Annotated in this window: 20 protein-coding genes and 1 pseudogene; 12 read left to right on the forward strand and 9 right to left on the reverse strand. The window is 67.2% G+C overall.

Annotated features, from left to right (window positions below):
* Positions 1 to 1812 (forward strand): annotated as a pseudogene (locus X803_RS20755) (AAA family ATPase); the annotation flags it as partial.
* 48 nt (positions 1813 to 1860) lie between these two features.
* On the opposite strand, the gene cpaB reads toward X803_RS20755, so the two are convergent.
* The 3 genes from cpaB to X803_RS0116375 form a co-directional block, all read right to left on the reverse strand.
* Positions 1861 to 2538, reverse strand: coding sequence for a Flp pilus assembly protein CpaB (gene cpaB / locus X803_RS0116365; RefSeq protein ID WP_051470845.1), 678 nt, complete (start codon positions 2536 to 2538; stop codon positions 1861 to 1863).
* Positions 2539 to 2627: 89 nt separating this feature from the next.
* On the reverse strand, positions 2628 to 2945 hold the full coding sequence (locus X803_RS0116370) for an FmdB family zinc ribbon protein (protein WP_026545972.1): 318 nt from the start codon (positions 2943 to 2945) through the stop codon (positions 2628 to 2630).
* A gap of 137 nt (positions 2946 to 3082) precedes the next feature.
* On the reverse strand, positions 3083 to 3715 hold the full coding sequence (locus X803_RS0116375; RefSeq protein WP_051470846.1) for a 5-formyltetrahydrofolate cyclo-ligase: 633 nt from the start codon (positions 3713 to 3715) through the stop codon (positions 3083 to 3085).
* Positions 3716 to 3787: 72 nt separating this feature from the next.
* Here X803_RS0116375 and galU point away from each other — a divergent pair, with 72 nt between their 5' ends.
* The 4 genes from galU (at position 3788) to X803_RS20760 (ending at position 7554) form a co-directional block, all read left to right on the forward strand.
* Positions 3788 to 4690, forward strand: a complete 903-nt coding sequence (galU, locus tag X803_RS0116380; protein ID WP_026545974.1) for a UTP--glucose-1-phosphate uridylyltransferase GalU — start codon at positions 3788 to 3790, stop codon at positions 4688 to 4690.
* An 8-nt stretch (positions 4691 to 4698) separates the two neighbouring features.
* Complete coding sequence (locus tag X803_RS0116385) at positions 4699 to 5322, forward strand: GNAT family N-acetyltransferase (protein ID WP_026545975.1); 624 nt, start codon at positions 4699 to 4701, stop codon at positions 5320 to 5322.
* Positions 5323 to 5573: 251 nt separating this feature from the next.
* Positions 5574 to 6323 carry a hypothetical protein gene (locus X803_RS0116390; protein ID WP_156930105.1) on the forward strand — a complete coding sequence of 250 codons (750 nt, stop codon included), beginning with the start codon at positions 5574 to 5576 and terminating at the stop codon, positions 6321 to 6323.
* A 61-nt stretch (positions 6324 to 6384) separates the two neighbouring features.
* Positions 6385 to 7554: a phosphotransferase gene (locus X803_RS20760; RefSeq protein WP_162149243.1), complete on the forward strand. Its 1170-nt coding sequence runs from the start codon at positions 6385 to 6387 to the stop codon at positions 7552 to 7554.
* A 192-nt stretch (positions 7555 to 7746) separates the two neighbouring features.
* Here X803_RS20760 and X803_RS0116400 read toward each other — a convergent pair whose 3' ends face one another.
* The 4 genes from X803_RS0116400 to X803_RS0116415 all read right to left on the reverse strand — a co-directional run bounded on the left by X803_RS0116400 (position 7747) and on the right by X803_RS0116415 (position 11111).
* Positions 7747 to 8418, reverse strand: coding sequence for a response regulator transcription factor (locus X803_RS0116400; RefSeq protein WP_026545977.1), 672 nt, complete (start codon positions 8416 to 8418; stop codon positions 7747 to 7749).
* On the reverse strand, positions 8415 to 10115 hold the full coding sequence (locus tag X803_RS0116405; protein WP_084033876.1) for a sensor histidine kinase: 1701 nt from the start codon (positions 10113 to 10115) through the stop codon (positions 8415 to 8417). The genes X803_RS0116400 and X803_RS0116405 overlap by 4 nt, the downstream gene beginning before the upstream one ends.
* Before the next feature lie 8 nt (positions 10116 to 10123).
* The gene (locus X803_RS21180) at positions 10124 to 10552 is read right to left on the reverse strand and encodes a hypothetical protein (protein ID WP_026545979.1); all 429 of its coding nucleotides are present in this window, start codon (positions 10550 to 10552) and stop codon (positions 10124 to 10126) included.
* A gap of 64 nt (positions 10553 to 10616) precedes the next feature.
* On the reverse strand, positions 10617 to 11111 hold the full coding sequence (locus tag X803_RS0116415) for an Lrp/AsnC family transcriptional regulator (RefSeq protein WP_051470848.1): 495 nt from the start codon (positions 11109 to 11111) through the stop codon (positions 10617 to 10619).
* A gap of 147 nt (positions 11112 to 11258) precedes the next feature.
* Here X803_RS0116415 and X803_RS0116420 point away from each other — a divergent pair, with 147 nt between their 5' ends.
* The 3 genes from X803_RS0116420 to X803_RS0116430 all read left to right on the forward strand — a co-directional run bounded on the left by X803_RS0116420 (position 11259) and on the right by X803_RS0116430 (position 13395).
* Positions 11259 to 12509, forward strand: coding sequence for an MFS transporter (locus X803_RS0116420; RefSeq protein ID WP_035779538.1), 1251 nt, complete (start codon positions 11259 to 11261; stop codon positions 12507 to 12509).
* 62 nt (positions 12510 to 12571) lie between these two features.
* Positions 12572 to 13201 carry a winged helix-turn-helix domain-containing protein gene (locus X803_RS20770; protein ID WP_051470849.1) on the forward strand — a complete coding sequence of 210 codons (630 nt, stop codon included), beginning with the start codon at positions 12572 to 12574 and terminating at the stop codon, positions 13199 to 13201.
* Positions 13198 to 13395: a hypothetical protein gene (locus X803_RS0116430; RefSeq protein ID WP_026545982.1), complete on the forward strand. Its 198-nt coding sequence runs from the start codon at positions 13198 to 13200 to the stop codon at positions 13393 to 13395. Before X803_RS20770 ends, X803_RS0116430 begins: the two co-directional genes overlap by 4 nt.
* Here X803_RS0116430 and X803_RS0116435 read toward each other — a convergent pair.
* A complete protein-coding gene (locus X803_RS0116435; RefSeq protein WP_026545983.1) occupies positions 13392 to 13880 on the reverse strand; it encodes an Lrp/AsnC family transcriptional regulator in 489 nt (162 codons plus the stop codon). The two genes, X803_RS0116430 and X803_RS0116435, sit on opposite strands and share 4 nt — an antisense overlap.
* A 76-nt stretch (positions 13881 to 13956) precedes the next feature.
* Here X803_RS0116435 and X803_RS0116440 point away from each other — a divergent pair, with 76 nt between their 5' ends.
* Complete coding sequence (locus X803_RS0116440; protein ID WP_026545984.1) at positions 13957 to 14916, forward strand: N-acetylglucosamine kinase; 960 nt, start codon at positions 13957 to 13959, stop codon at positions 14914 to 14916.
* Positions 14917 to 14919: 3 nt separating this feature from the next.
* Here the strand turns inward: X803_RS0116440 and X803_RS0116445 are convergent, their stop codons facing one another.
* Complete coding sequence (locus X803_RS0116445) at positions 14920 to 15891, reverse strand: pirin family protein (RefSeq protein ID WP_026545985.1); 972 nt, start codon at positions 15889 to 15891, stop codon at positions 14920 to 14922.
* Positions 15892 to 15967: 76 nt separating this feature from the next.
* Here X803_RS0116445 and X803_RS0116450 point away from each other — a divergent pair, with 76 nt between their 5' ends.
* The 3 genes from X803_RS0116450 to X803_RS20780 all read left to right on the forward strand — a co-directional run bounded on the left by X803_RS0116450 (position 15968) and on the right by X803_RS20780 (position 19044).
* Positions 15968 to 16417 carry an NUDIX hydrolase gene (locus X803_RS0116450; RefSeq protein ID WP_026545986.1) on the forward strand — a complete coding sequence of 150 codons (450 nt, stop codon included), beginning with the start codon at positions 15968 to 15970 and terminating at the stop codon, positions 16415 to 16417.
* A gap of 182 nt (positions 16418 to 16599) precedes the next feature.
* On the forward strand, positions 16600 to 17673 hold the full coding sequence (gene rsgA / locus X803_RS20775; protein ID WP_051470850.1) for a ribosome small subunit-dependent GTPase A: 1074 nt from the start codon (positions 16600 to 16602) through the stop codon (positions 17671 to 17673).
* Positions 17674 to 17925: 252 nt separating this feature from the next.
* Positions 17926 to 19044 (forward strand): ABC transporter ATP-binding protein, encoded by a 1119-nt coding sequence (locus tag X803_RS20780; protein WP_035779561.1) that lies wholly within the window; start codon positions 17926 to 17928, stop codon positions 19042 to 19044.

A 19044-nucleotide genomic window follows, 5' to 3' on the forward strand; every position in this document is an offset into this window, starting at 1 on the left:
GGCGCGAGCCTGCGCACGCTGGAGGCGGAGTACCGGCTGGCTGACAACGCACATGTGGCCTCGGGCGCCGGCCGCATCCGCTGGGCGTTGGCCGAGCGGTGGCGGGCTGCGCTCGAGACGATGCCGGCCGAAGCGGAACAGCTGCGCGGCCTGCTGAAGGAAGGCGAGCCGGGCCTTGAAGCGCTGAGCGCACAGGCCGATGAACTGGTGACCGCGCTCATGCCGGTCTGGGCTGCAAGCCCACTCGTCCTTCCGCTGGTCCTGCCGCAGGACAAGACGTTCGACGCCGTGATTGTGCTGGATGCAGAATCGATTTCCCTGCAGTCGGTGGTGCCGGCGCTGGCACGTTCACGGCAGGTCATCGCGTTCGGCGATGACCGGCTCGGCGGCCCGCGCAGCTTCACCGTGTCGGTGGGGGACGAGCGCCGCAATGCGCCCGAGCACCTTCCGAGCGCCTACCGGGCGCTCGCCGCGGTATTGCCTTCACTGGCCCTGCGGGATGTCTACCGCGGGGTGGACAAGGATCTGTCGGACTTCCTCAGCGAACGTTTCTATGACGGCGAGCTGACACGGCTGCCTTCCGGTTCTGAGATCACCGGGCTGGAGCGCCCCTTCAGGGTTGAGTACCTGCCGGACGGAACCGGCATGCCGAGCTCGGATCACGACGGCGTCGAGAGCGTGGCCGCGGAGGTAACCCGCGTTGTGGACCTCGTCTTCGAACACATCCGGCACCGGCCGAGTTACTCGCTGGCCGTTGTCACCGCGAGCGCCCGCCATGCCCAGCGCGTGGGTGAAGCTGTACGGCTCTTCATGGCCGACGCTCCGTGGGCGGCGGATTTCTTCAAACCCGGCAACGAGTCCTTCCGGGTGGTCCCGGTGGACCGCGCTGCAGGGCTTACCCGCGACGCCGTGATTTTCTCGCTGGGATTCGGACGGACGCCGCACGGACGTGCGCTGCACAACTTCGGGCCGCTCTCGGCTCCGGACGGCCGCGGGAAGTTTGTCACGGCCATGACCCGCGCCAGGTACCGCCTTCACGTACTGACCTGTTTCCAGCCCGGTGATCTGGATCCGGAACGGCTGGGACACGGCGCACTGGACTTCTACGAACTCCTGCGCATGGAACTTTCCGGGGACGCAGCGCAGGCCTCGTCCGCCGATGGTGATGCCGCCAACCAGGATCCGCTGGTCGCGGATCTTGTGGAGCGGCTGCGCTACCGGGGAGCGGCTGTCCGCAGCAACTACGACGGCGTACTGGACATCGTGGCGGGGGCCGGGACAGGCGTGCCTGCCACCGACGACGAACCTGAGCTGTTCATTCCTCCCGTAGCCATCGAGTCCGACGGTTCCGACCGCTACCGGAGCATGAGCGTGCGGGAGCGCAGCAGGCTGCGCCCCCAACTGCTCGAACGCATGGGCTGGCGTTATATGCCGCTGTGGACCATTGAGGTGTTTACCGATCCGGAGGGCTGCGCCGAACTGATTTCGGGGTATCTTGGCCTGGAGCACAACGGCCGGGAGATTGCGCGCAGCGGCGCGCAGGGGCCACGGGAAGGAAGCGGGGCAACCATGGAACCCGGAACCGGGAACAGCGGAGAATCCGAAGGAAGACCCACGGGAGACAGCGCGGCGGAGGACACGCCGGCCGAGCCTGCGGCGGCGCAGCCAAGTTCCGCCGAAACCACCAGTACCGCACCCCATGGTGACGTGATTCCGCAGCGCGCCGCCGAGGATGACCCGCGCTCCTGGAATGAAGAAGACGGCAACCACGACGAGTGGCTGAAGGAGCAGAAGCCGCCGCACTGGAGCTAGCACGCGAGGTGCGTTCTATGACCAAGGGGCGCCAGCGACTCTGAACCGCTAGTCCCCGGACGCGGCAGTCAGAACGAGGTGGACCTGACCGCTGCTTGAGGCTCCCGCCAGAGCAGCGGCTTCATCCGGAGCGGCTGCAACCACCACCAGGCCGTCTTCGGCACCCTGCGGCGCGCTGAACGGTCCCGTGCCCGATTCCTCTGACGTCCACAGCACCGGCAGCCCTCGGGCGAGAACCGTGTTCTTCGCCGATACTTCAAACCCGTTACCCGTGCTGAGCACCACATCGACACGCTGCCCTGCGGAGAGAAGCTGCACGGTGGAGGCGTCAGCAGGACGCAGCGGCACAGCGACAGTGCCCTCCGGACTGCCGGCAAGGAGCCCGGCCCCCACCAGGAAGTTCTCGGCGAGCACATCACCGGCGTAGACGGGGGTGGCGAGTTGCTGCCCTGCCACCAGCTCGAACGAGTCAAAGGAGTGTTCCGGGACGGCAGCGCCGGGCAGCTCCACCATGGCGAGTTGCTCCGGTGCCAGCACCGTGCCGACCGGAAGGTCCGATGACGCGGCGACCACCTGCACGGTCTCGGGTTCAGGGGGCAGCAGCGCTTCGACGGCGAATCCGGCGGCTGCGCAGAGGAAGGCGGCCGCCAGAAGACGGCGTTTGCGGAATAGAAAGGCGTGGAGGCGACTCTGCAACCGGGCGCAGGTGTTTGCTGGTTCAGGCATGCCTCAACGCTAGGATCACTGCGATCTCAGCGGCGTGGGAATCCGCCGTATGTGGACAACCCGCCCCGAGTCAGGCGGGCGTGGCGGCGTCAGGCAGACGTGGCGGCCGCGGCTGCTGCCTTCCCGGATGCTCCGGAGGAGGACGTCGAGGAGGTCGCTGCTTTGCCCTCTGCACCCGTGGCTGCCGGGGCCGACTTGGAAGCAGTGCCGGGTTCAACCGACGAGGACGAGGAGCGTGAGTCTGTCCGGTAGAAGCCGGAACCCTTGAAGACCACGCCTACGCTGTTGAACTTCTTGCGCAGCAGGCCCTCACACTCGGGGCAGACCGTCAGGGAGTCATCTGAAAATGATTGCTGGACATCGAAGGCGTGGCCGCAGTCCCTGCAAGCGTAGGCATATGTAGGCATCGACAATCCTCCTGGAGAAGCGCTGTTCGTGGACGGGTCCGTTGCCGAGTGTCTGCAGAACCTTGGCACTCCACCCTTCCGAGTGCCAATTCTACACTGCTTCCTTCGCTGGTGCGGAGCTGGCGCGGAAACGACCCTCAGCCCACGCTGTGAAGGCCGGACGGGGTGAAGACACCGTTCAGTGGCATGTCGAGCGGTGTGGTTTCGATGATGCCGGGAGCGAGCAGTTCCTCGTCGTACACGTAGCCCAGCCTGTCGGCGTCGGGCTGCTCAAGGCGCAGCTGCGCGAGGAAGCGGTCGTAGTAGCCGCCGCCCTGGCCGATCCTGTTTCCCCGCACATCCATGCCGAGCCCCGGCACCAGCACCAGCCGGAACGGCATCACGGCGGTGAAATGCCGGCGCTCCCCAACCGGCTCCCACAGGGGTGCCCGCGGGCTTTTGGCGAGCTCGACGCCCGGCTTCCAGCTCACCCAGCTCAGTTGGTACTGCGCTTCGCACACCGGTACCACGACGTCGTAGCCAGCCTCGATCAGGGCCGGCAGCAGTTCACCGGTGCCGGGCTCAGGCGGCACGGACAGGTAGGCGGCGATACATCCGGTGCCCGGAGCGGCCTGCAGCCATCGGAGCACCTGGTCCGCGAGGGCGGCGGCGGCGGTGTGCTGCTCCTGCCCCGAAAGCCGGCGACGCCGCTCCCGGAGCGTCTGCCGCAGTTCCTCCTTGCGGGATGTGGGGGTGGATACGGGGCTCGGCAGGGGTGCGGGGGAGTCCATGGTGGCACTGTACCGCTAGTACCCGGCGTAGCACGTGCGTCGGATTGGCGGCCAATTCTGTACTGTGGTGGCATGACTGAGCGACCAAGAGTGAACAAGGCCGTCATTCCCGCTGCGGGCCTGGGTACAAGGTTCCTGCCGGCCACCAAGGCAATGCCCAAGGAAATGCTGCCGGTCGTGGACCGGCCTGCCATCCAGTACGTGGTCGAGGAAGCTGTGGGTGCAGGCATCGACAACATCCTCATGATCACCGGGCGCAACAAGAGGTCGCTTGAGGATCACTTCGACCGGGTGCCGTTCATCGAGCAGACCCTGGAAGCGAAGGGCGATCTCGAGAAGCTGGCCTCCGTCCGCCGCGCCTCGGAGCTCGGCGATATCCACTACCTGCGCCAGGGTGATCCCAAGGGCCTCGGGCACGCAGTGCTGCGTGCGCGCCTCCACGTCGGAGCTGAGCCCTTTGCCGTCCTGCTCGGTGATGACCTGATCGATGAGCGGGATGTGCTGCTCGAAACCATGATCGACGTCCAGGCGAAGACCGGCGGGTCCGTGATCGCCCTGATCGAGGTTGACCCGGATCAGATCAGCTCCTACGGCTGTGCGGACATCTCCCCGATCGACGGCGAGGACTATGTGCGCGTCAACGAGCTGGTGGAGAAGCCTGCCGCAGACGAGGCGCCCTCCAACCTGGCGCTCATCGGCCGTTACGTACTTCACCCGCGGGTCTTCGACGTCCTGGAGGAAACAGGTCCGGGACGCGGCGGCGAGATCCAGCTGACCGATGCCCTGCAGACGCTTGCTGCTGCAGAGGGCGAAGGCTCCGGCGTGTACGGTGTGGTCTTCCGTGGCCGTCGGTATGACACCGGGGACAAGCTGAGCTACCTGAAGGCTGTGGTCACGCTGTCCTCCGAGCGTGACGACCTCGGACCGGACCTGCGCAAGTGGCTGCAGGAGTTCACCGCCTCCCTCGACGGCTAAACACCGACATGTGGGGCCGGTTCGCCTGGCCGGTCACCCTTGAGGCCGGCAACATCCTCCTTCGTCCGCTCCGTCACCGCGACAAGCGGGAATGGATGGAACTGCGCCAGCGCAACGCCGATTGGCTGGCGCCGTGGGAAGCGTCGAATCCGGCGCCGGGGGGTTATCTGCCGTCGTACAACGAGATGGTCCGTGCGCTGAACGCGCAGGTCCGCTCCTGCAGCGCGCTGCCGTTCGTGATCGCCGAGCGCCGGGAGGGGACCAGGCGGCCGGTCATGGTCGGCCAGCTCACCGTCTCGGGCATCATCTGGGGCTCAGCGCTGACAGCGACGCTGGGGTACTGGGTGGACAGGGAGCGCGCGGGCAGGGGAATCGCCCCCACGGCGGTCGCCCTCGCCACGGACTACTGCTTCCGGGAACTCGGCCTGCACCGGATGGAGATCAATATCCGGCCGGAGAATGAAGCGAGCCTCCAGGTGGTGCGCAAACTCGGTTTCCGGGACGAGGGAATCCGCAGGGCCTACCTTCATATCGCGGGTTCGTGGGCTGACCACCGGTCCTTCGCGCTCACCGCCGAGGAGATCCCGGGAGGGCTCCTGCGCCGGTGGCGGGAGTCAGCTCCGCGGGCCTAGCCACGAAGTTCCCGATTCGGAACCGGACACACCGCGGTGAATGAGGGCCCGAACCCCCATCTGCTCATAACGTTTTGTACGTGGACTTCTCTCTGAACAGCTCAGTTGTACTGGCGGCCATCGTCGGGCTCTGGCTCATTTGGGTCGCTCCCTACCTTCTGCGGAACCGGCAACCCCTCACGGTGCACGGATCCGCCTCCATCCCACGTCCAGGCATCACATCCGGTGACGCCGGGTTCCAAAGGAGCGTCATGACCATGTCCGCCGCCGACGAACTTCAGCCCTCATCCGCACCAGCGACTGCAGGGCATGCGGGCACCGGTTCCCCACGCAAGGCAGACCAGGCTCCGAAGCTGAAGATCCGGTGGGGGCGGCTCACGCTTGCCGCAGTCGGAACGGTCTCCCTGGCCGCTGCGCTGGTCACCTCGGTGCTTGCCGTCACCGGGCTGGTACCCTCCATCGTTCCCGTTGCGGCGCTGCTCCTCGCCGTCGCAAGCGTTGCGGTGCTGCGTACGCTCGCTGTTCGCGGCCGCCGTCGTCGGGTGGAACGCCAGGCGCCCGCAGCCGTTCAAACATCAGCGTCTCCGACGGTGGCGCCGGCTCCGGCTGTGCAGCGGCCCACGAGGCTCTTCAACGCGGAAGAGACCGGAGGCTCCGCGGCGAAGGAAGAGAACGCAAACAACGACGCCGGCACCCCCGAGGCCGCCCCCGTCCAGTTCACTGCCGCTGAACTGCGGGCGGCGGCGCTCGCCGTCGCTGCCGAATCCGGAGAGAAGCCGGCCGGCACCGGTGCACCCTGGCAGCCCGTGGACGTACCCAAACCCACCTACGTTGAAGCGCCGAAGGCAGACCGGGAAGATCCGGCTCCGCTGGACCTCCCCGAAGCACCCAAGCCGCAGGTCAAGACGCCGATCAAGAACGGTGCCGCTGCTCCGGCAGTGGAGACCCCTTCCGCGCCCCGGATGAACCTGGACGACATCCTTCAGCGCCGCCGCGCGTAGCCCGTCGGCCGCCCGCACGGTGTCGGAAGCGGACGAGCTTGCGCTGCTGGAAGGCTCCGGCATGGGAGCGGTTCTGGAAGAAGCTGCCACGGCGCTGGCCGGTCCGCTGGAGCATTGGGAACTGCGCGGTCTTCACCACCGCCCGGGCGCCGGCGTTACCGGGATCTATGCGCTCCGGTATGGGATGGCGGGAGGTTCCGTCGAAGGGTTCCTGTGCGTAACCACCAGAAGGGTTGCAGGGGACTTTCCACGCTCAGTACGGCTCGCCGGACCCGGCGGAACAGCGCTCCTGGTGTGGAGCCACCCCCACGACCCGCTCCTTCCCGGGCTCGGCTGGGCATGTGACCCGCATTCTGTCGGCCCTGCGCTCTTCGGCGTCCGCGCCGCCGGCCTGACAACCCTGGGCTACCGTCCCATGAGGCGGGCCGTGCTGCGGGCGGAGGGCGCAGGGGAGACGCGCTACCTGAAGGTGCTGCCGGCGGGCGGCGCCGCCGCACTCCGCCGGCGTCACGACCAGCTGATCAGCGCAGGACTTCCTGCGCCCCAGCCCGTCGCCTCGCCCGTCGCCGACGTTCTCGTGACCATGCCCGCTGCCGGAACGCCCCTGGCGCAGCGGTTCATGGTGAACGGCGCAGCCGAAGTCCGCCCTCGGGTCCTTATCGATCTTCTGGACCGTTTTCCGAGAACAGCCCTTGAGCTCCCGGAAAAGCAGCCCTGGTCGGCACGAGTCCGGGACTACGCCCGCGCAGCGGTGGCCGCCCTGCCGGAGGAATCAGCGCGGATCACGCGACTGGCCCTGCGGGTCGAGGAGCTGGTCCGGTCTGCACCCGCCGGCCCCATAGTCGCCACCCACGGCGATTTCCATGAGGGGAACCTCCTGGTGGCCGACGGCGGCATCACAGGAGTTCTTGACCTGGATGCTGTGGGACCGGGCCATCTGGTGGACGACCTGGGATGTTTCCTCGCGCACCTTGCGGTCCTGCCGAGTGTTGACGAACGCTATCACCACGTTCCGGACGCTGTAAGGCGTTTTCAGGAGGCCTTTGAGGAACACGTGGATCCTGCAGCGCTCCGGGCGCGTGCAGCGGGCGTAGCCCTGACCCTGATTGCGGGAGCGAGGAACACCCGTGGGCAGCAGGCCGGCGGCCGGCGCGCCGGGGCACTCGGACGGTTACAGGCGGCCGAGGCTTTCCTGGACGTGCACAGTGGCATGGAACCCGAAGTTTCATGAGAGTTTTCTCATCCCCGTTTCCTGTATCTCTCACATTGCGGCGTCATGCTTGAGCTACCGGACCCGTGGTTGTGCAGGGCACCTTCTGCCCGACCGGCCACCTCCGAAGGACCCGGGTGCGTTTCCCCCAACCGCATCCGGGTCCGCCCTTTTTCTGCCCGGCCTCCGGTAAGGGAACCGGAGGCGTGCGCCTCAGGAATCGTCGGCGACCAGCCGGTAGCCCATACCGCGAACTGTTGCGAAACGCTCGGCACCCAGTTTGTTCCGCAGGTACCGCACGTACACGTCCACCACGTTGGAACCGGGGTCAAAGTCATAGCCCCACACACGGGAGAGCAGCTGTTCCCGGCTCAGCACCTGCCCGGGGTTGCGCAGAAATGCCTCCGCCAGCGCGAATTCCCGCGCTGAAAGATCCACCTCCCTGCCGTTCACCAGAGCCCTGCGGGATCTGAGGTCCAGCTGCAGATCGCTGTGCGAAAGGACCGAGTTGTCCGCAGACGGAGCTTCCTGCCGCAGCCGCAGCCGTACCCTCGCAAGCAGCTCCTCGAACCGGAACGGCTTGGACATGTAGTCGTCCGCCCCTCCTTCAAGACCGGCCACCGTGTCGTCGACCGAGCTGCGCGCCGAAAGGATGATCACCGGCGTCGTATTCCTGGACTCTCGGAGCCGCCGCAGGACGGTGAATCCGTCCTGGTCAGGCAGCCCGAGATCCAGCACAATCAGTTCGAAGTCACCGGTCTGGGCTAGGTTGTAGCCGTCCCGTCCGTTGCCCGCGACGGTAGGGACGTAGCCGGCAGCGCGCAGGCCCTTCGCCACGAACGAGCTGATGCGGTCTTCATCCTCGACGATCAGGATCTTGCTCATGACTGTGTCTCCGGTTCCGTGGGTCCTGACGGCTTCCTGGCGGGCGCTGCAGGCCGCGCGGAAGCGGACGGCGCAGGCAGCGGGGGGATCACCATCGTGAACGTCGCACCCCGTCCCGGCGCCGACTGAAGTTCAACCTCGCCGCCGTGCGCCTCGGTGATTGCGCTGACGATCGTGAGTCCCAGGCCGGCACCCTCAGTGCGTTTGCTGCTTGCGCCGCGCTCGAAACGCTCGAAGATGCGCAACTGGTCCTCGCGGGCGATCCCGACGCCCTCGTCACGCACCCAGAGGTGCACGCCCTCGTCGTCCTTGCGGGAACCGATTGCGATGGTGGTTCCTTCCTCCGTGAACTTCACCGAGTTGGCTGCCAGCTGCAGCCAGGCCTGCGTGATGCGGCGGGCGTCCAGCACGGCGATTGCTTCGGCCCGTCCGTCGATGATCCAGCGGCGCGCGCCTAGGGTGCGCACCTTGTCCATCACGTCGTCGGTGAGCCTGCCGAGGTTCACCGGTTCCGGGCGCACGAAGTCAGGTCCGGCGATGCCGGCGAGGGTGACCAGGTCATCGACCAGCAGCCGCATACGGTCCAGCTCGTCCAGGGCGATATCACGCACCGCCTGCACATCCTGGGGGTCCCCGGAATCCTGGAGCTCCAGATGGCCCTGGATGATGGTGATCGGCGTCCGCAGTTCATGCCCGACGTCGTCGAGCAGCCTGCGCTGGGAGACGAAGGAGCCTTCCAGCCGGTCGAGCATGGCATTGACGGTGCGGGTGAGGTCGGAAAGATCGTCGTTACCGGTGACCTCGATCCGCTGGGAGAGGTCGGTCTCGGTGATGCGCTGCGCGGTTGTCCGCACCCTGCGGATCGGATCGAGCAGTTTTCCCACCAGCAGGAAGCCGACGACGCCGATCAGCAGCAGCGTGGCCATACTGATCAGTGCATACGTCCCGAACGTGCGGTTGACCTGCTGGTGCTCGGCGTCGGCATCGAATCCGAGCACAAAGTAGGTCGGTTGGGCGTCGCTGGCCAGGATCACCGGCGCCACCATCACGCGGTAGTTCGTGAAGGCCGTGTCGACCGACTGGATGGTCACCAGATCCGGGGGAGCAACGTCCGTCACATAGCGGACCAGCTCCGGATCATCCTCGAGACGGACTTCCACCTCCTGGTTCGCGTAGTAGATGACCCGGCCGTCGCGCACCGCCATCATGCCCTCATTGGGCTGCGTCAGCGTCCGCTGCATCACCAGGTAAACCAGCTGGTCGGCCTCCACGAAGGGCTCCAGCGTAGTGGGATCGATGCCGGTTGCGAGCAGGGTTTCAAACTCCTGGAAGCTGCGCGTCAGCGAGTCATCCATGTCATTGTTGAGGTCGTTGCGCTGCAGAGCATATGCGGTGGCTCCCGCGAGCAGCAGCCCGAGGGCGCTGAGCACCAGCATTGCCGTCAGCACCCGTGTGCGCACCGAGGAGTAGCCGCGGAGGACTCTCCGCAGGCGTGTCCGGATTCCCGCCGGAGGCTCCTCGGCGCTGTCCTCCTCCGGCACCTCGTCCTCCGCCTGCCGCGAGACCCTGATCAGTGTGGTGGGTTCCGGGGACCGCGGCGGGCCTGTCCTGATGGGCTCGGTTTGCGGCGGTTCCCCGGCAGGAGAGGCGGCGCCTTCACCGGGGCGAACGGAAGGGCCGACGTCGTACCTAGTCATCGGCGGACCTAGTCATCGTCGATCCCACCGTCGTCGCTGTCACCGTCTCCATCGCCGCCCCGGCCGCGTCCGCGGTTGTCATCGTCGTCGTCCTCCGGGGTGACCGGGGCAGGTGCCGGAACAACCGCAGGCGGCGGTGCAGGCTCTTCGGTCGGATCTTCCGTCACCTCATCGGAGGGCTCCGGCTGAGGGGCCGGCGGCGGAGGAACCGCAGAGGGCGGGACGGAGGGGGAGGGTGGCGGTGAGGGCACCGCCGACGGTGAAGGCGACGAGGTTCCGGGGGGCGCCGGCGGGAGCGTATCGGTCACGCCCACAGCCGGACCCAGGTTTTCCGGTGCGGGGCTGCGCAATGATCCGGCCATCGCAACACCGACCGCCACGACGGCACCAGCGGTGGCCGCCGTGATGAGCCAGGTGTGGACCCGCGACCGTTTCATGGTTCAAGTATCCCCACACATCATGAGATTCAGATGAGAACCGGGGCACTTTTCCGCAGACCGTTCAGTTCCCGGACGAAGGCCTTCCCTGCGCCTTCTCGACCAGTAGGCGGTCAAGCAGGGGTTCGACGCGATAGGGGATGTGCTCGTGCAGGGCAAGCACAGTTTCCGTTCGGATCACACCCTTGATGCGCAGGATCGACCGGAGCGCCGACTGAAGGTGATGCGTGTCCGTCGCGGCAACCCGGCACCACACATCACCCCTGCCGGAAATCTCATGCACCTCGAGGACCTGGTCGAGGACGCGCAGCGCCGAGATCACACCGTCCAGCTCGCGGTGGGTCACTTCGATGGTGACAAAAGCGACGACGTCGTACTCCAGGCGCGCGAGGTCGAGTTCCCTTCCGCTCCGGCGCAGGATGCCGGAGCGGAACAGCCGCTGCATCCGCGGCTGTGCAGTGTTGCGCGCCATGCCGAGCGACTCACTGAGCTGGCTGACCTGGGAGCGCGGGTCGCGCACCAGCTCACGCAGAAGGCGGATATCGGTATGGTCCAGCATGAGCGGCTCCTCGTTCAGCCCATCTGAGAGGCGGATCCCCCACAAGTTCTGAGCACAATGATCAGAGTAGGCCCGATTGAACTTCCACGCTAACCGCGAGAACTCACCATAAAGAGAAGGAATGGTAGGAATCGACGGAAGGTGAGCATGAGCGTCATCAGCGAATTGCGTATGCGTCCTGCAGCTCTGCAGTCTCCCCGGTGGGACGCGTCGGTGCGCACCCGGCTGGCGCTCGCCGTCGTCGTCATGTCCACCCTGCTGGTGGGAGCCAACCTCGCAACCCCGCTCTACCCGCTGATCCGTGCCGAGCTCGGTCTGAGCGCCTTCCACACAACGGCTGCCTTCGCCGCCTACGTTTTCACCCTGGTGGCCGGGCTCCTCCTGGTGGGCCACTGGTCGGATCACATCGGGCGCCGGGCAGCGCTGGTCCTCGCAGTGCTGACGGGTATCCTCGGAGCGGTAGTGTTCGGCGGCGCAACCTCCCTCCCGATGCTCATCCTGGGCCGCTGCCTCCAGGGCGCCGCGGTGGCGTGCGCTATCGGAGCCAGCTCCGCAGCGCTGCGGGACCTGTTGCCGCACCGTCCTGAATGGGCATCGCGCTTCACCCTGGTGGCCTCGGCAGGGGGAGTGGCTGCGGGGCCGGCACTAGGGGGGCTGCTGTCACTGCTGCCGGATCCCACGCGGCTTCCGTTCGCGCTCTATGCGGCCTTCCTGGGACTGCTCCTGGTTCCGCTGGTCCTGCTCGACGCCCGCCCGGCCATCAGGCCGGCCGCGCCGGCACGGCCGCTGTCCGCGCTGAAGCCCCGCCGCCCGGCAGTGTCCCGGACAGCGCGCCGCGCATTCTGGTCCGCAGCCGCCGTCGGCTTCCTGAGCTTTGCCGTGTTCGGTTTCTCACTGAGCCTCGCGCCCACGTACTTCGCAGGCATTACCGGATACGACAGCCGGCCGTTGGCCGGCCTGCTCGCCGGACTGGTGCTCGCGGCCTCCGCGGCCAGCCAGCTCTTTCCCCAGCGCGGCGGCCATGGGTCCGGAGCGGCCGTACCTGGCCTGCTCGTCATGGCGGGCGGGGTGGCACTCATCCCGGTCGCCGGCGTGACCGGGAACGTCGTGCTCCTGCTCGCCGCCCTGGTGCTTGCCGGGTCAGGGCAGGGCGTTGCTTTCCGCCGTGTCTTCAACACCGTGGCGCAGCAGGTGGAAGGGTCCCAGCATGCGCAGATCATCAGCACCGTGTACGTGATCACCTACCTCGGAAGCGCTGTGCCGGTGCTTGGACTCGGGCTGGCGGCGGATGCGATGGGCCTGGCAGCTGCCGTTGCCGTGTTCGCGGGGCTGGTCTCCGCCGGATGTGTTGGAATGGCTGTCCTCTTGGGAAGAACCCCGGTCACCGCATCCATCTAGCCCAAAGATATGTTTGCAAAGAAACCATTGCAAACGTTTCTTTGCAGTTATAGAATTCCTGCATGGAGTCAGCGCAGCAACCAAATGACCGCACGGTCGATATCAACGCCCTGAAGGCCCTCACGCACCCGTTGCGCATCCAGTTGCTCAATGCGCTCTCGCAGTTCGGACCGCAGACCGCCAGCGCGCTCGCGGCCCGGCTCGGGGAATCGAGCGGGTCCACCAGCTACCACCTGCGGCAGCTGGCAAGGCACCAGCTGGTGCGGGAAGTGGAGGGGCGCGGTTCAGCCCGTGAGCGGTGGTGGGAGCGTCCGCCCGGCGCCCTCAACCTGTACTCCAGTGACATGGCGCATGATCCCGGCACCAGGGACGTTGCCGCCATCGTCAACCGGGAATTCAGCCACAACCGCGCCGCACTGCTGGAGGACTACATGGAGCGTGGTCCACTGGTCCTTCCCGAGGAATGGCTCGATGCCTCGGTCATCTCAACCATCAACGCACGCCTCACGTCAGCACAGCTCGCTGAGCTGTCCGCGGAGCTGATGCGCCATGCGCGCGAGCTCTTTGAGAAGTACCGCCCGGACGGCAACGCTGCACCGGATGCCAAAGCGGTACAGATCCACCTCAACACCTTCCCGATTATCCAGGGCCAGTTCCCTGCACCCGATCCGCGAAAAGAAGATCTGCCATGACAACTCTCACCGGGCTTTGCCCACCCGCAGCACACGCCTGGGGGTTCGATGCCCTGCTGATCGGCGTCGGCCAACGGCTGGTCCGGACGGGCGAGCGGCTCGCCTCCCGGCAGCACCCGGCACGGGACCACCGTGAACACGAGGACCGGCTCCGCGACGGAGCGGCCCTGCGGCACTCGGGGATCTGGATCTAGCCGGACCCGGGAAGCAGCCCCGCGTTGCCTTCCATCCGGTTGAAAACCAGTGTTGTCTCGGTGTGTCCCACCACCGGGTCGGTGGTGAGGTAGTCCAGTACCCAGTCCCTGAGCGCCTCGGTATCCGCAACGGCCAGATGGATGAGATAGTCCACCGATCCGGAGACATGATAGGTGGCAACCACCTCGGGCAGGGCCGGAACCCGTGAGGTGAACCGGTCAATTTCCTCGCGGTTGTGCCCTTTGAGCTGCACGGAAACGAGGGCCTGAACGGCACGGCCGATCGCAGCAAGATTCACTTCGGCGTGGTAACCGGTGATGACGCCGCGTTCGGCGAGCTGCCGGGTCCGCAGCAGCGCAGTGGAGGGGGCCACGCCCACCTTGTCGGCGAGCTGCGCGTTGGTGATCCGGGCATCGGCCAGCAGCTCCTGCACGATCCGCCGGTCCACCGGGTCCAGTCCGGCCGGTTTGCCACTGTTCGCCATAGATGCTCCTGCTTTGCCTGCGGTCGTGCCTGCCGGGATCCCCCCAGCCTACCGGCGGGTGCGTAACCTTGTGCCCATGCCAAACATCGCACCGGCAGGCCCTGGTGGCCTCCAGGCCCCGGCCCCTGTACCTGCTGACGGCGCGCCGGATCCTGCGGCGCCCGACGTCATCGGTCTCGATATCGGCGGAACCAAGACCCACGGGGTGCGCTGGAACGCCGGGGTTGCCGTGGCGGAGGCGAAGAGCGGCAGCGCCAACGTCCAGAACGTTCCACCGGAGGAAGCAGCGCGGAACCTCGCCGAGCTGTTCGCTGCGCTGGGCGGCCACGCGGACCGGGTGGTGGCCGGATCCGGCGGCGTGGACACCGACTCCGACGCCGAGGCCCTCCGGGTGCTGATCGCCCAGCAGGTTCCCGGTGCCCGCATAGACGTGGTGCATGACACGCGGCTCATCCTCGCTGCGGGCGCCGCCTCCACGGGCATAGCGGTCATCGCCGGCACCGGCTCCGTGGCGTGGGGGATGGACGCCAAGGGCAGGCAGGCACGTTCGGGCGGGTGGGGATACCTGCTCGGCGACGAGGGCAGCGGCTACTGGGTGGCAAGGGAAGCGGTGCGGGCAACCCTCCATCGGTACAACCGGGCAGAACCCGTCGGCGTTCTCGGCGAATCCGTCCTTCGGGCCAACGGGGTGCAGGCGCCGGAAGAGCTGATTGCCCTGTTCCACGGATCGTACGGCCGGCGCTACTGGGCGGGCCAGGCCCATCTGGTCTTCGATGCCGCACGTGCCGGGGACAGCGTGGCGGAGGACATTGTCAACGAGGCAGCCCGGCATCTCCGCGGGCTGGTCGGCGACGTTGCAACGGTGCTCGGACTTCGAAGCCCGGTCATCATCGGAGGCGGCCTGGCTGTGCACCAGCCGAGGCTGCAGGAACTCCTGGCACGCGGGCTTCGGGAGGACGGGTTCAGCGAGGTGCGCTTCCTTGCTGTGGATCCCGTCCACGGTGTGGATTACCTGCTGCGGTCCGGGAGTCTCTGACCCTCAGGCGCCGGGCCCGGCCGGGGGCGGCCGCCGCCGTCGTGGTGTCAGCCTGACGCCGGGGAGGGCGGGTGCAGGGATGCGCTCCGCCCCGTGTCCCTGAACGGTCCCGAACCGCGGGTGGCCGTCCTCCCAGTCCCGACGGGCACGGGCAATTTCCTCGTGGCTGCGGCCCACGAAGTTCCACCACATCAGCAGTTCTTCAGCAAAGGGTTCGCCGCCCAGCAGCAGCCACCGCGCTCCCGGCGACGCGACGGCGCGCAGTGCCGTCCGTCCCGTGCCCAGATACGCCAGCGGACCGGCCTCGACCGTCACGCCGTCAAGGGTGAGGGTGCCTTCGAGCACCAGCACGGCATGTTCAAACGATTCCTCCAGTTCGAGCCCCACCATTCCGCCGCCGCGGGACACCAACTCCGCCCCGACGAGGGGCGTATGCACCAGGGCTGGGCTGGTCGCCCCGGCGAGGGTGCCCACCAGGACGGTGCCGCTGTAATTCGGTCCGGTGATCACCGGCAGGTCCGTGTGCCGCTCGAACGACGGCGGCGCTGACGCGACGGACGCCGGGAGCGCCACCCACAGCTGCAGCCCGGCAAGCACACCGCCTTCCGGGCTGAACTCGGAGTGCGAGATCCCGGAGCCGGCGGTCATGATGTTCAGCTCGCCCGGCCGAACCAGGACATCCGACCCGAGCGAGTCGCGGTGTCGAACCTCGCCGGTGAGCGGCCAGGTCACCGTCTGGAGGCCGATGTGGGGGTGCGGCAGGACGCGCATTGCGGTCCGGTCGGGGCCAAAGGAGTCGAGGAAGCACCACGCCCCGATGGTGGGCAGCGTCCGCTGGGGGAGGGTGCGCCTGACGTTCATGGCACGCACGCCGCCCAGCGGGACCTCACGGTCGGGAAAGAGCTCCACTGCGGAATTTTCCCGCGCCGCACTCCCGCAGAGCGTCGGCGAGGGATGGACATCGAGGTTACTCATTGCGCTGCCGCCCCTTCATCGATGGGTTCAGGATACGCTCGCTGCCGCGCCATCTTGACGCGTCTAGACTTCCTCCATGGCGCAGGAATGGGACACCCGGGTGGGTGCGTATGCCGTCGTCGTGCGGGATGGGATGATCCTGCTGGCGCACTGGAACGAGCACGGCAGGTCCGGGTGGACCCTGCCGGGCGGCGGTCTCGAACTGGGTGAGGACGCGCCCACCGCGGCAGTCCGGGAGGTGCTGGAGGAGACCGGTTACGTCGTCGAACTCGATGAGCTTCTCGGCGTGGACAGCCTGCACATTGATCCGGAAGACCGCCTGAGCGGGTCCCTGCGTCCGCTGCATGCGCTGCGGATCGTCTACCGTGCGCATCCGGTATCGGGGGAGCTCGTCCACGAACTGGACGGATCCACTGACGAGGCGGCGTGGATTCCGCTCGCCGATATTCCCAATCTGCGCCGGGTGGACCTGGTGGACAAGGCGATCCGGCTCTCTTACCAAAGTCCCGGCCGGGCGCTACTATAAAGCTCTTCCGCGTACGCCCTGGAGCACCAGGGCGCGGTTCCCAGGAGCAGGAGGTGACGTGATGATTCCGGATTCCGCTGTTGCACACCCACCGGTTATTTCCGACATCCCCGCCTTCCGCCCGCGGCCGCACTGATTCCATCTCCTGCAACGGGCGGGGCCCTTTCAGAGGACCTCCATCTGTGGACACTCTCACCCAGTACGGCTTCACTGACCGCATCCGTGATCTCTTCATCTCCGCCTTTCCTCCCTCCACCACACCGTCACACCCCGAACCGGCCCGTGCTGTACGCACGGACCGCGGCAGGGTCCTGCTCGCCACCGCGAACGGACAGCTCCAGGTCGACGGCGACGGCACAGTCGTCACCGGCGACTGGGTGGCACTGGCACACAAGGACGACGGCGCCGCGCCGCCCGCCGTCGTCGGCGTCCTTCCGCGCTACTCAACCCTGCAGCGCAAGCGTGCCCACGATCCGCTGTCCGAGGCGCAGATCCTCGGCGCCAACATCGACCTCGTAGGCGTGGTGGTTCCGATGGACCGGCCGCTCTCGGCCAACAGGCTTGAGCGGACCCTCGTGGCGGCGTGGGACTCCGGCGCGGTACCTGTCGTCATCCTGACCAAAGCCGATCTCAGCAGCAGGTTCGATGACGTTGTGGCCCAGACGGTCGAGCGTTCCCGGGGCGTGGAGGTCTTCACCACGTCCGCGGAGGCAGGCGACGGGCTCGACGCATTGCACTCGCGGATCGGGGCCGGCACCACACTGGCGCTCATCGGTCCTTCCGGAGCCGGGAAATCGACCCTGACCAACGCGCTCGTCGGTTCCCCGGTGCAGGACACGGGGCAGGTGCGGGCCGGCGACGGGAAAGGACGGCACACGACGACGGCGCGCGAACTCATTCCCCTGGGCTCCGGCTCGGTGATCATGGACACGCCGGGCCTGCGGGGGTTTGCACTGTGGGATGCCGAGGGCGGACTCGAGGCAGTGTTCGGCGACATCGAGGAACTTTTTCTGAGCTGCCGGTTCAACGACTGCGCCCATGACGCCGAGCCGGGGTGCGCCGTCCGGGATGCCCTCGACCACGGGTTCCTGGAGGAACGTCGCTGGCTCAGCTACCGCAAGATGCAGCGCGAACTGGCCAGCCTGCACCGCCGGCAGAGCGCTGCTGAACAGCACCGTCACGCCCGGAGCTTCCACCGCCTTGCCCGGGACGCGGCCATGTCCAAGGACTACCGCAACCGTTTCCGAGAGGGCTGAGCAGGGGAGGGAACCGGTTCCGTGTTAACGATTCGCGACAAAGTTTCTGATCAGCCCATACAACCGCTTGTATGCAACGAACGCCTAGCTAGACTCAACAAGACCACGCTCCCGCCGTCGATATTTCCGCCGCGGGTGCATGGAATCGCTAGGGAGCGGCCGTAAGCCGGGCCTCCTGTCGACGAAAGGCATGGTTTCATGACTGGCGAAGCGTCAGCCCTCCGCGCGGCGGGCGGCACCGGCTCGGAAGCGATGATTTCCTTCCGGAACGTCTCCAAGCATTACGGCGGCGGCACGGCAGCTGTTGAAAACCTCAGCATGGACATCGACCGCGGAGCCATCACCGTTCTCGTCGGCCCCTCGGGATGCGGCAAGACAACTTCCCTGCGGATGATCAACCGGATGGTCGAACCCACGTCCGGATCCATCCTTGTCGACGGTCAGGACATCGCCGCCCAGCGCGCCTCGGAGCTGCGGCGGTCCATGGGGTACGTGATGCAGTCCTCCGGTCTGCTGCCGCACCGCACCGTGCTTGACAACATCACCACCGTGCCGAGGCTCAACGGCGTCTCCAAGCCGGAAGCGCGGAAGCGTGCCGCGGAGCTGCTCGACGTCGTCGGACTCGCCTCCGCTCTCGGGAAGAGATATCCGGGCCAGCTGTCGGGAGGCCAGCAGCAGCGCGTGGGCGTTGCCCGGGCGCTCGCTGCGGATCCCCCGATCCTGCTGATGGATGAGCCCTTCAGCGCGGTTGACCCGGTGGTGCGCCACGAGCTCCAGGAGGAGCTGCTGCGTCTCCAGCGGGACCTCGCCAAGACCATCGTTTTCGTCACCCACGACATCGACGAGGCCACCGTGCTCGGTGACAGGGTCGCGGTGTTCGCCACCGGCGGGCGCCTCGCGCAGTACGCGGCGCCGGAAGAAATTCTGCGCGCCCCCGTGGACGATTTCGTGGCGGGTTTCGTAGGCAGGGACCGCGGCTTCCGCCGTCTTTCCTTCCAGGCCGGCGACGGCGTGCCCATCCATCCGGTTGAGACCATCCGGGTGCACCTGCTTGCAGATCCGGATACTCCGGTCGGCTCGTCCTGGACGCTGGCGGTGGACGACGACGGCCGTCCCCAGGGTTGGGTGCCTCAGGCCAAGCGGGAGGAGATCCGGTCAGGCACCGATCTGGTGCCCGGCGGATCGCTCTACCGGCGGGGGGATTCACTGCGTCGCGCGCTCGACGCGGCGCTCTCCGCACCGTCCGGACTGGGCGTCGCCGTCGATGATGACGGCCGCGTGATCGGTGTTGTCCAGGCAGCGGAGGTGCTGGAACTCATCGAGGAAGCCCGGCTGGACCGCGGCCGCGCTGACCACAACACGGCGGTCTGA

Origin of the sequence: Arthrobacter sp. 35/47 (genome assembly GCF_000520475.1) — a bacterium.
GTDB classification, from domain to species: Bacteria; Actinomycetota; Actinomycetes; order Actinomycetales; family Micrococcaceae; genus Arthrobacter_D; species Arthrobacter_D subterraneus.

Coding starts and splice junctions, on each gene's coding strand:
- cpaB (WP_051470845.1), bottom strand. CDS start 2,538: ATGCCTGAACCAGCAAACACCTGCGCCCGGTTGCAGAGTCGCCTCCAC.
- X803_RS0116370 (WP_026545972.1), bottom strand. CDS start 2,945: ATGCCTACATATGCCTACGCTTGCAGGGACTGCGGCCACGCCTTCGAT.
- X803_RS0116375 (WP_051470846.1), bottom strand. CDS start 3,715: ATGGACTCCCCCGCACCCCTGCCGAGCCCCGTATCCACCCCCACATCC.
- galU (WP_026545974.1), top strand. CDS start 3,788: ATGACTGAGCGACCAAGAGTGAACAAGGCCGTCATTCCCGCTGCGGGC.
- X803_RS0116385 (WP_026545975.1), top strand. CDS start 4,699: ATGTGGGGCCGGTTCGCCTGGCCGGTCACCCTTGAGGCCGGCAACATC.
- X803_RS0116390 (WP_156930105.1), top strand. CDS start 5,574: ATGACCATGTCCGCCGCCGACGAACTTCAGCCCTCATCCGCACCAGCG.
- X803_RS20760 (WP_162149243.1), top strand. CDS start 6,385: ATGGGAGCGGTTCTGGAAGAAGCTGCCACGGCGCTGGCCGGTCCGCTG.
- X803_RS0116400 (WP_026545977.1), bottom strand. CDS start 8,418: ATGAGCAAGATCCTGATCGTCGAGGATGAAGACCGCATCAGCTCGTTC.
- X803_RS0116405 (WP_084033876.1), bottom strand. CDS start 10,115: ATGACTAGGTACGACGTCGGCCCTTCCGTTCGCCCCGGTGAAGGCGCC.
- X803_RS21180 (WP_026545979.1), bottom strand. CDS start 10,552: ATGAAACGGTCGCGGGTCCACACCTGGCTCATCACGGCGGCCACCGCT.
- X803_RS0116415 (WP_051470848.1), bottom strand. CDS start 11,111: ATGCTGGACCATACCGATATCCGCCTTCTGCGTGAGCTGGTGCGCGAC.
- X803_RS0116420 (WP_035779538.1), top strand. CDS start 11,259: ATGAGCGTCATCAGCGAATTGCGTATGCGTCCTGCAGCTCTGCAGTCT.
- X803_RS20770 (WP_051470849.1), top strand. CDS start 12,572: ATGGAGTCAGCGCAGCAACCAAATGACCGCACGGTCGATATCAACGCC.
- X803_RS0116430 (WP_026545982.1), top strand. CDS start 13,198: ATGACAACTCTCACCGGGCTTTGCCCACCCGCAGCACACGCCTGGGGG.
- X803_RS0116435 (WP_026545983.1), bottom strand. CDS start 13,880: ATGGCGAACAGTGGCAAACCGGCCGGACTGGACCCGGTGGACCGGCGG.
- X803_RS0116440 (WP_026545984.1), top strand. CDS start 13,957: ATGCCAAACATCGCACCGGCAGGCCCTGGTGGCCTCCAGGCCCCGGCC.
- X803_RS0116445 (WP_026545985.1), bottom strand. CDS start 15,891: ATGAGTAACCTCGATGTCCATCCCTCGCCGACGCTCTGCGGGAGTGCG.
- X803_RS0116450 (WP_026545986.1), top strand. CDS start 15,968: ATGGCGCAGGAATGGGACACCCGGGTGGGTGCGTATGCCGTCGTCGTG.
- X803_RS20780 (WP_035779561.1), top strand. CDS start 17,926: ATGATTTCCTTCCGGAACGTCTCCAAGCATTACGGCGGCGGCACGGCA.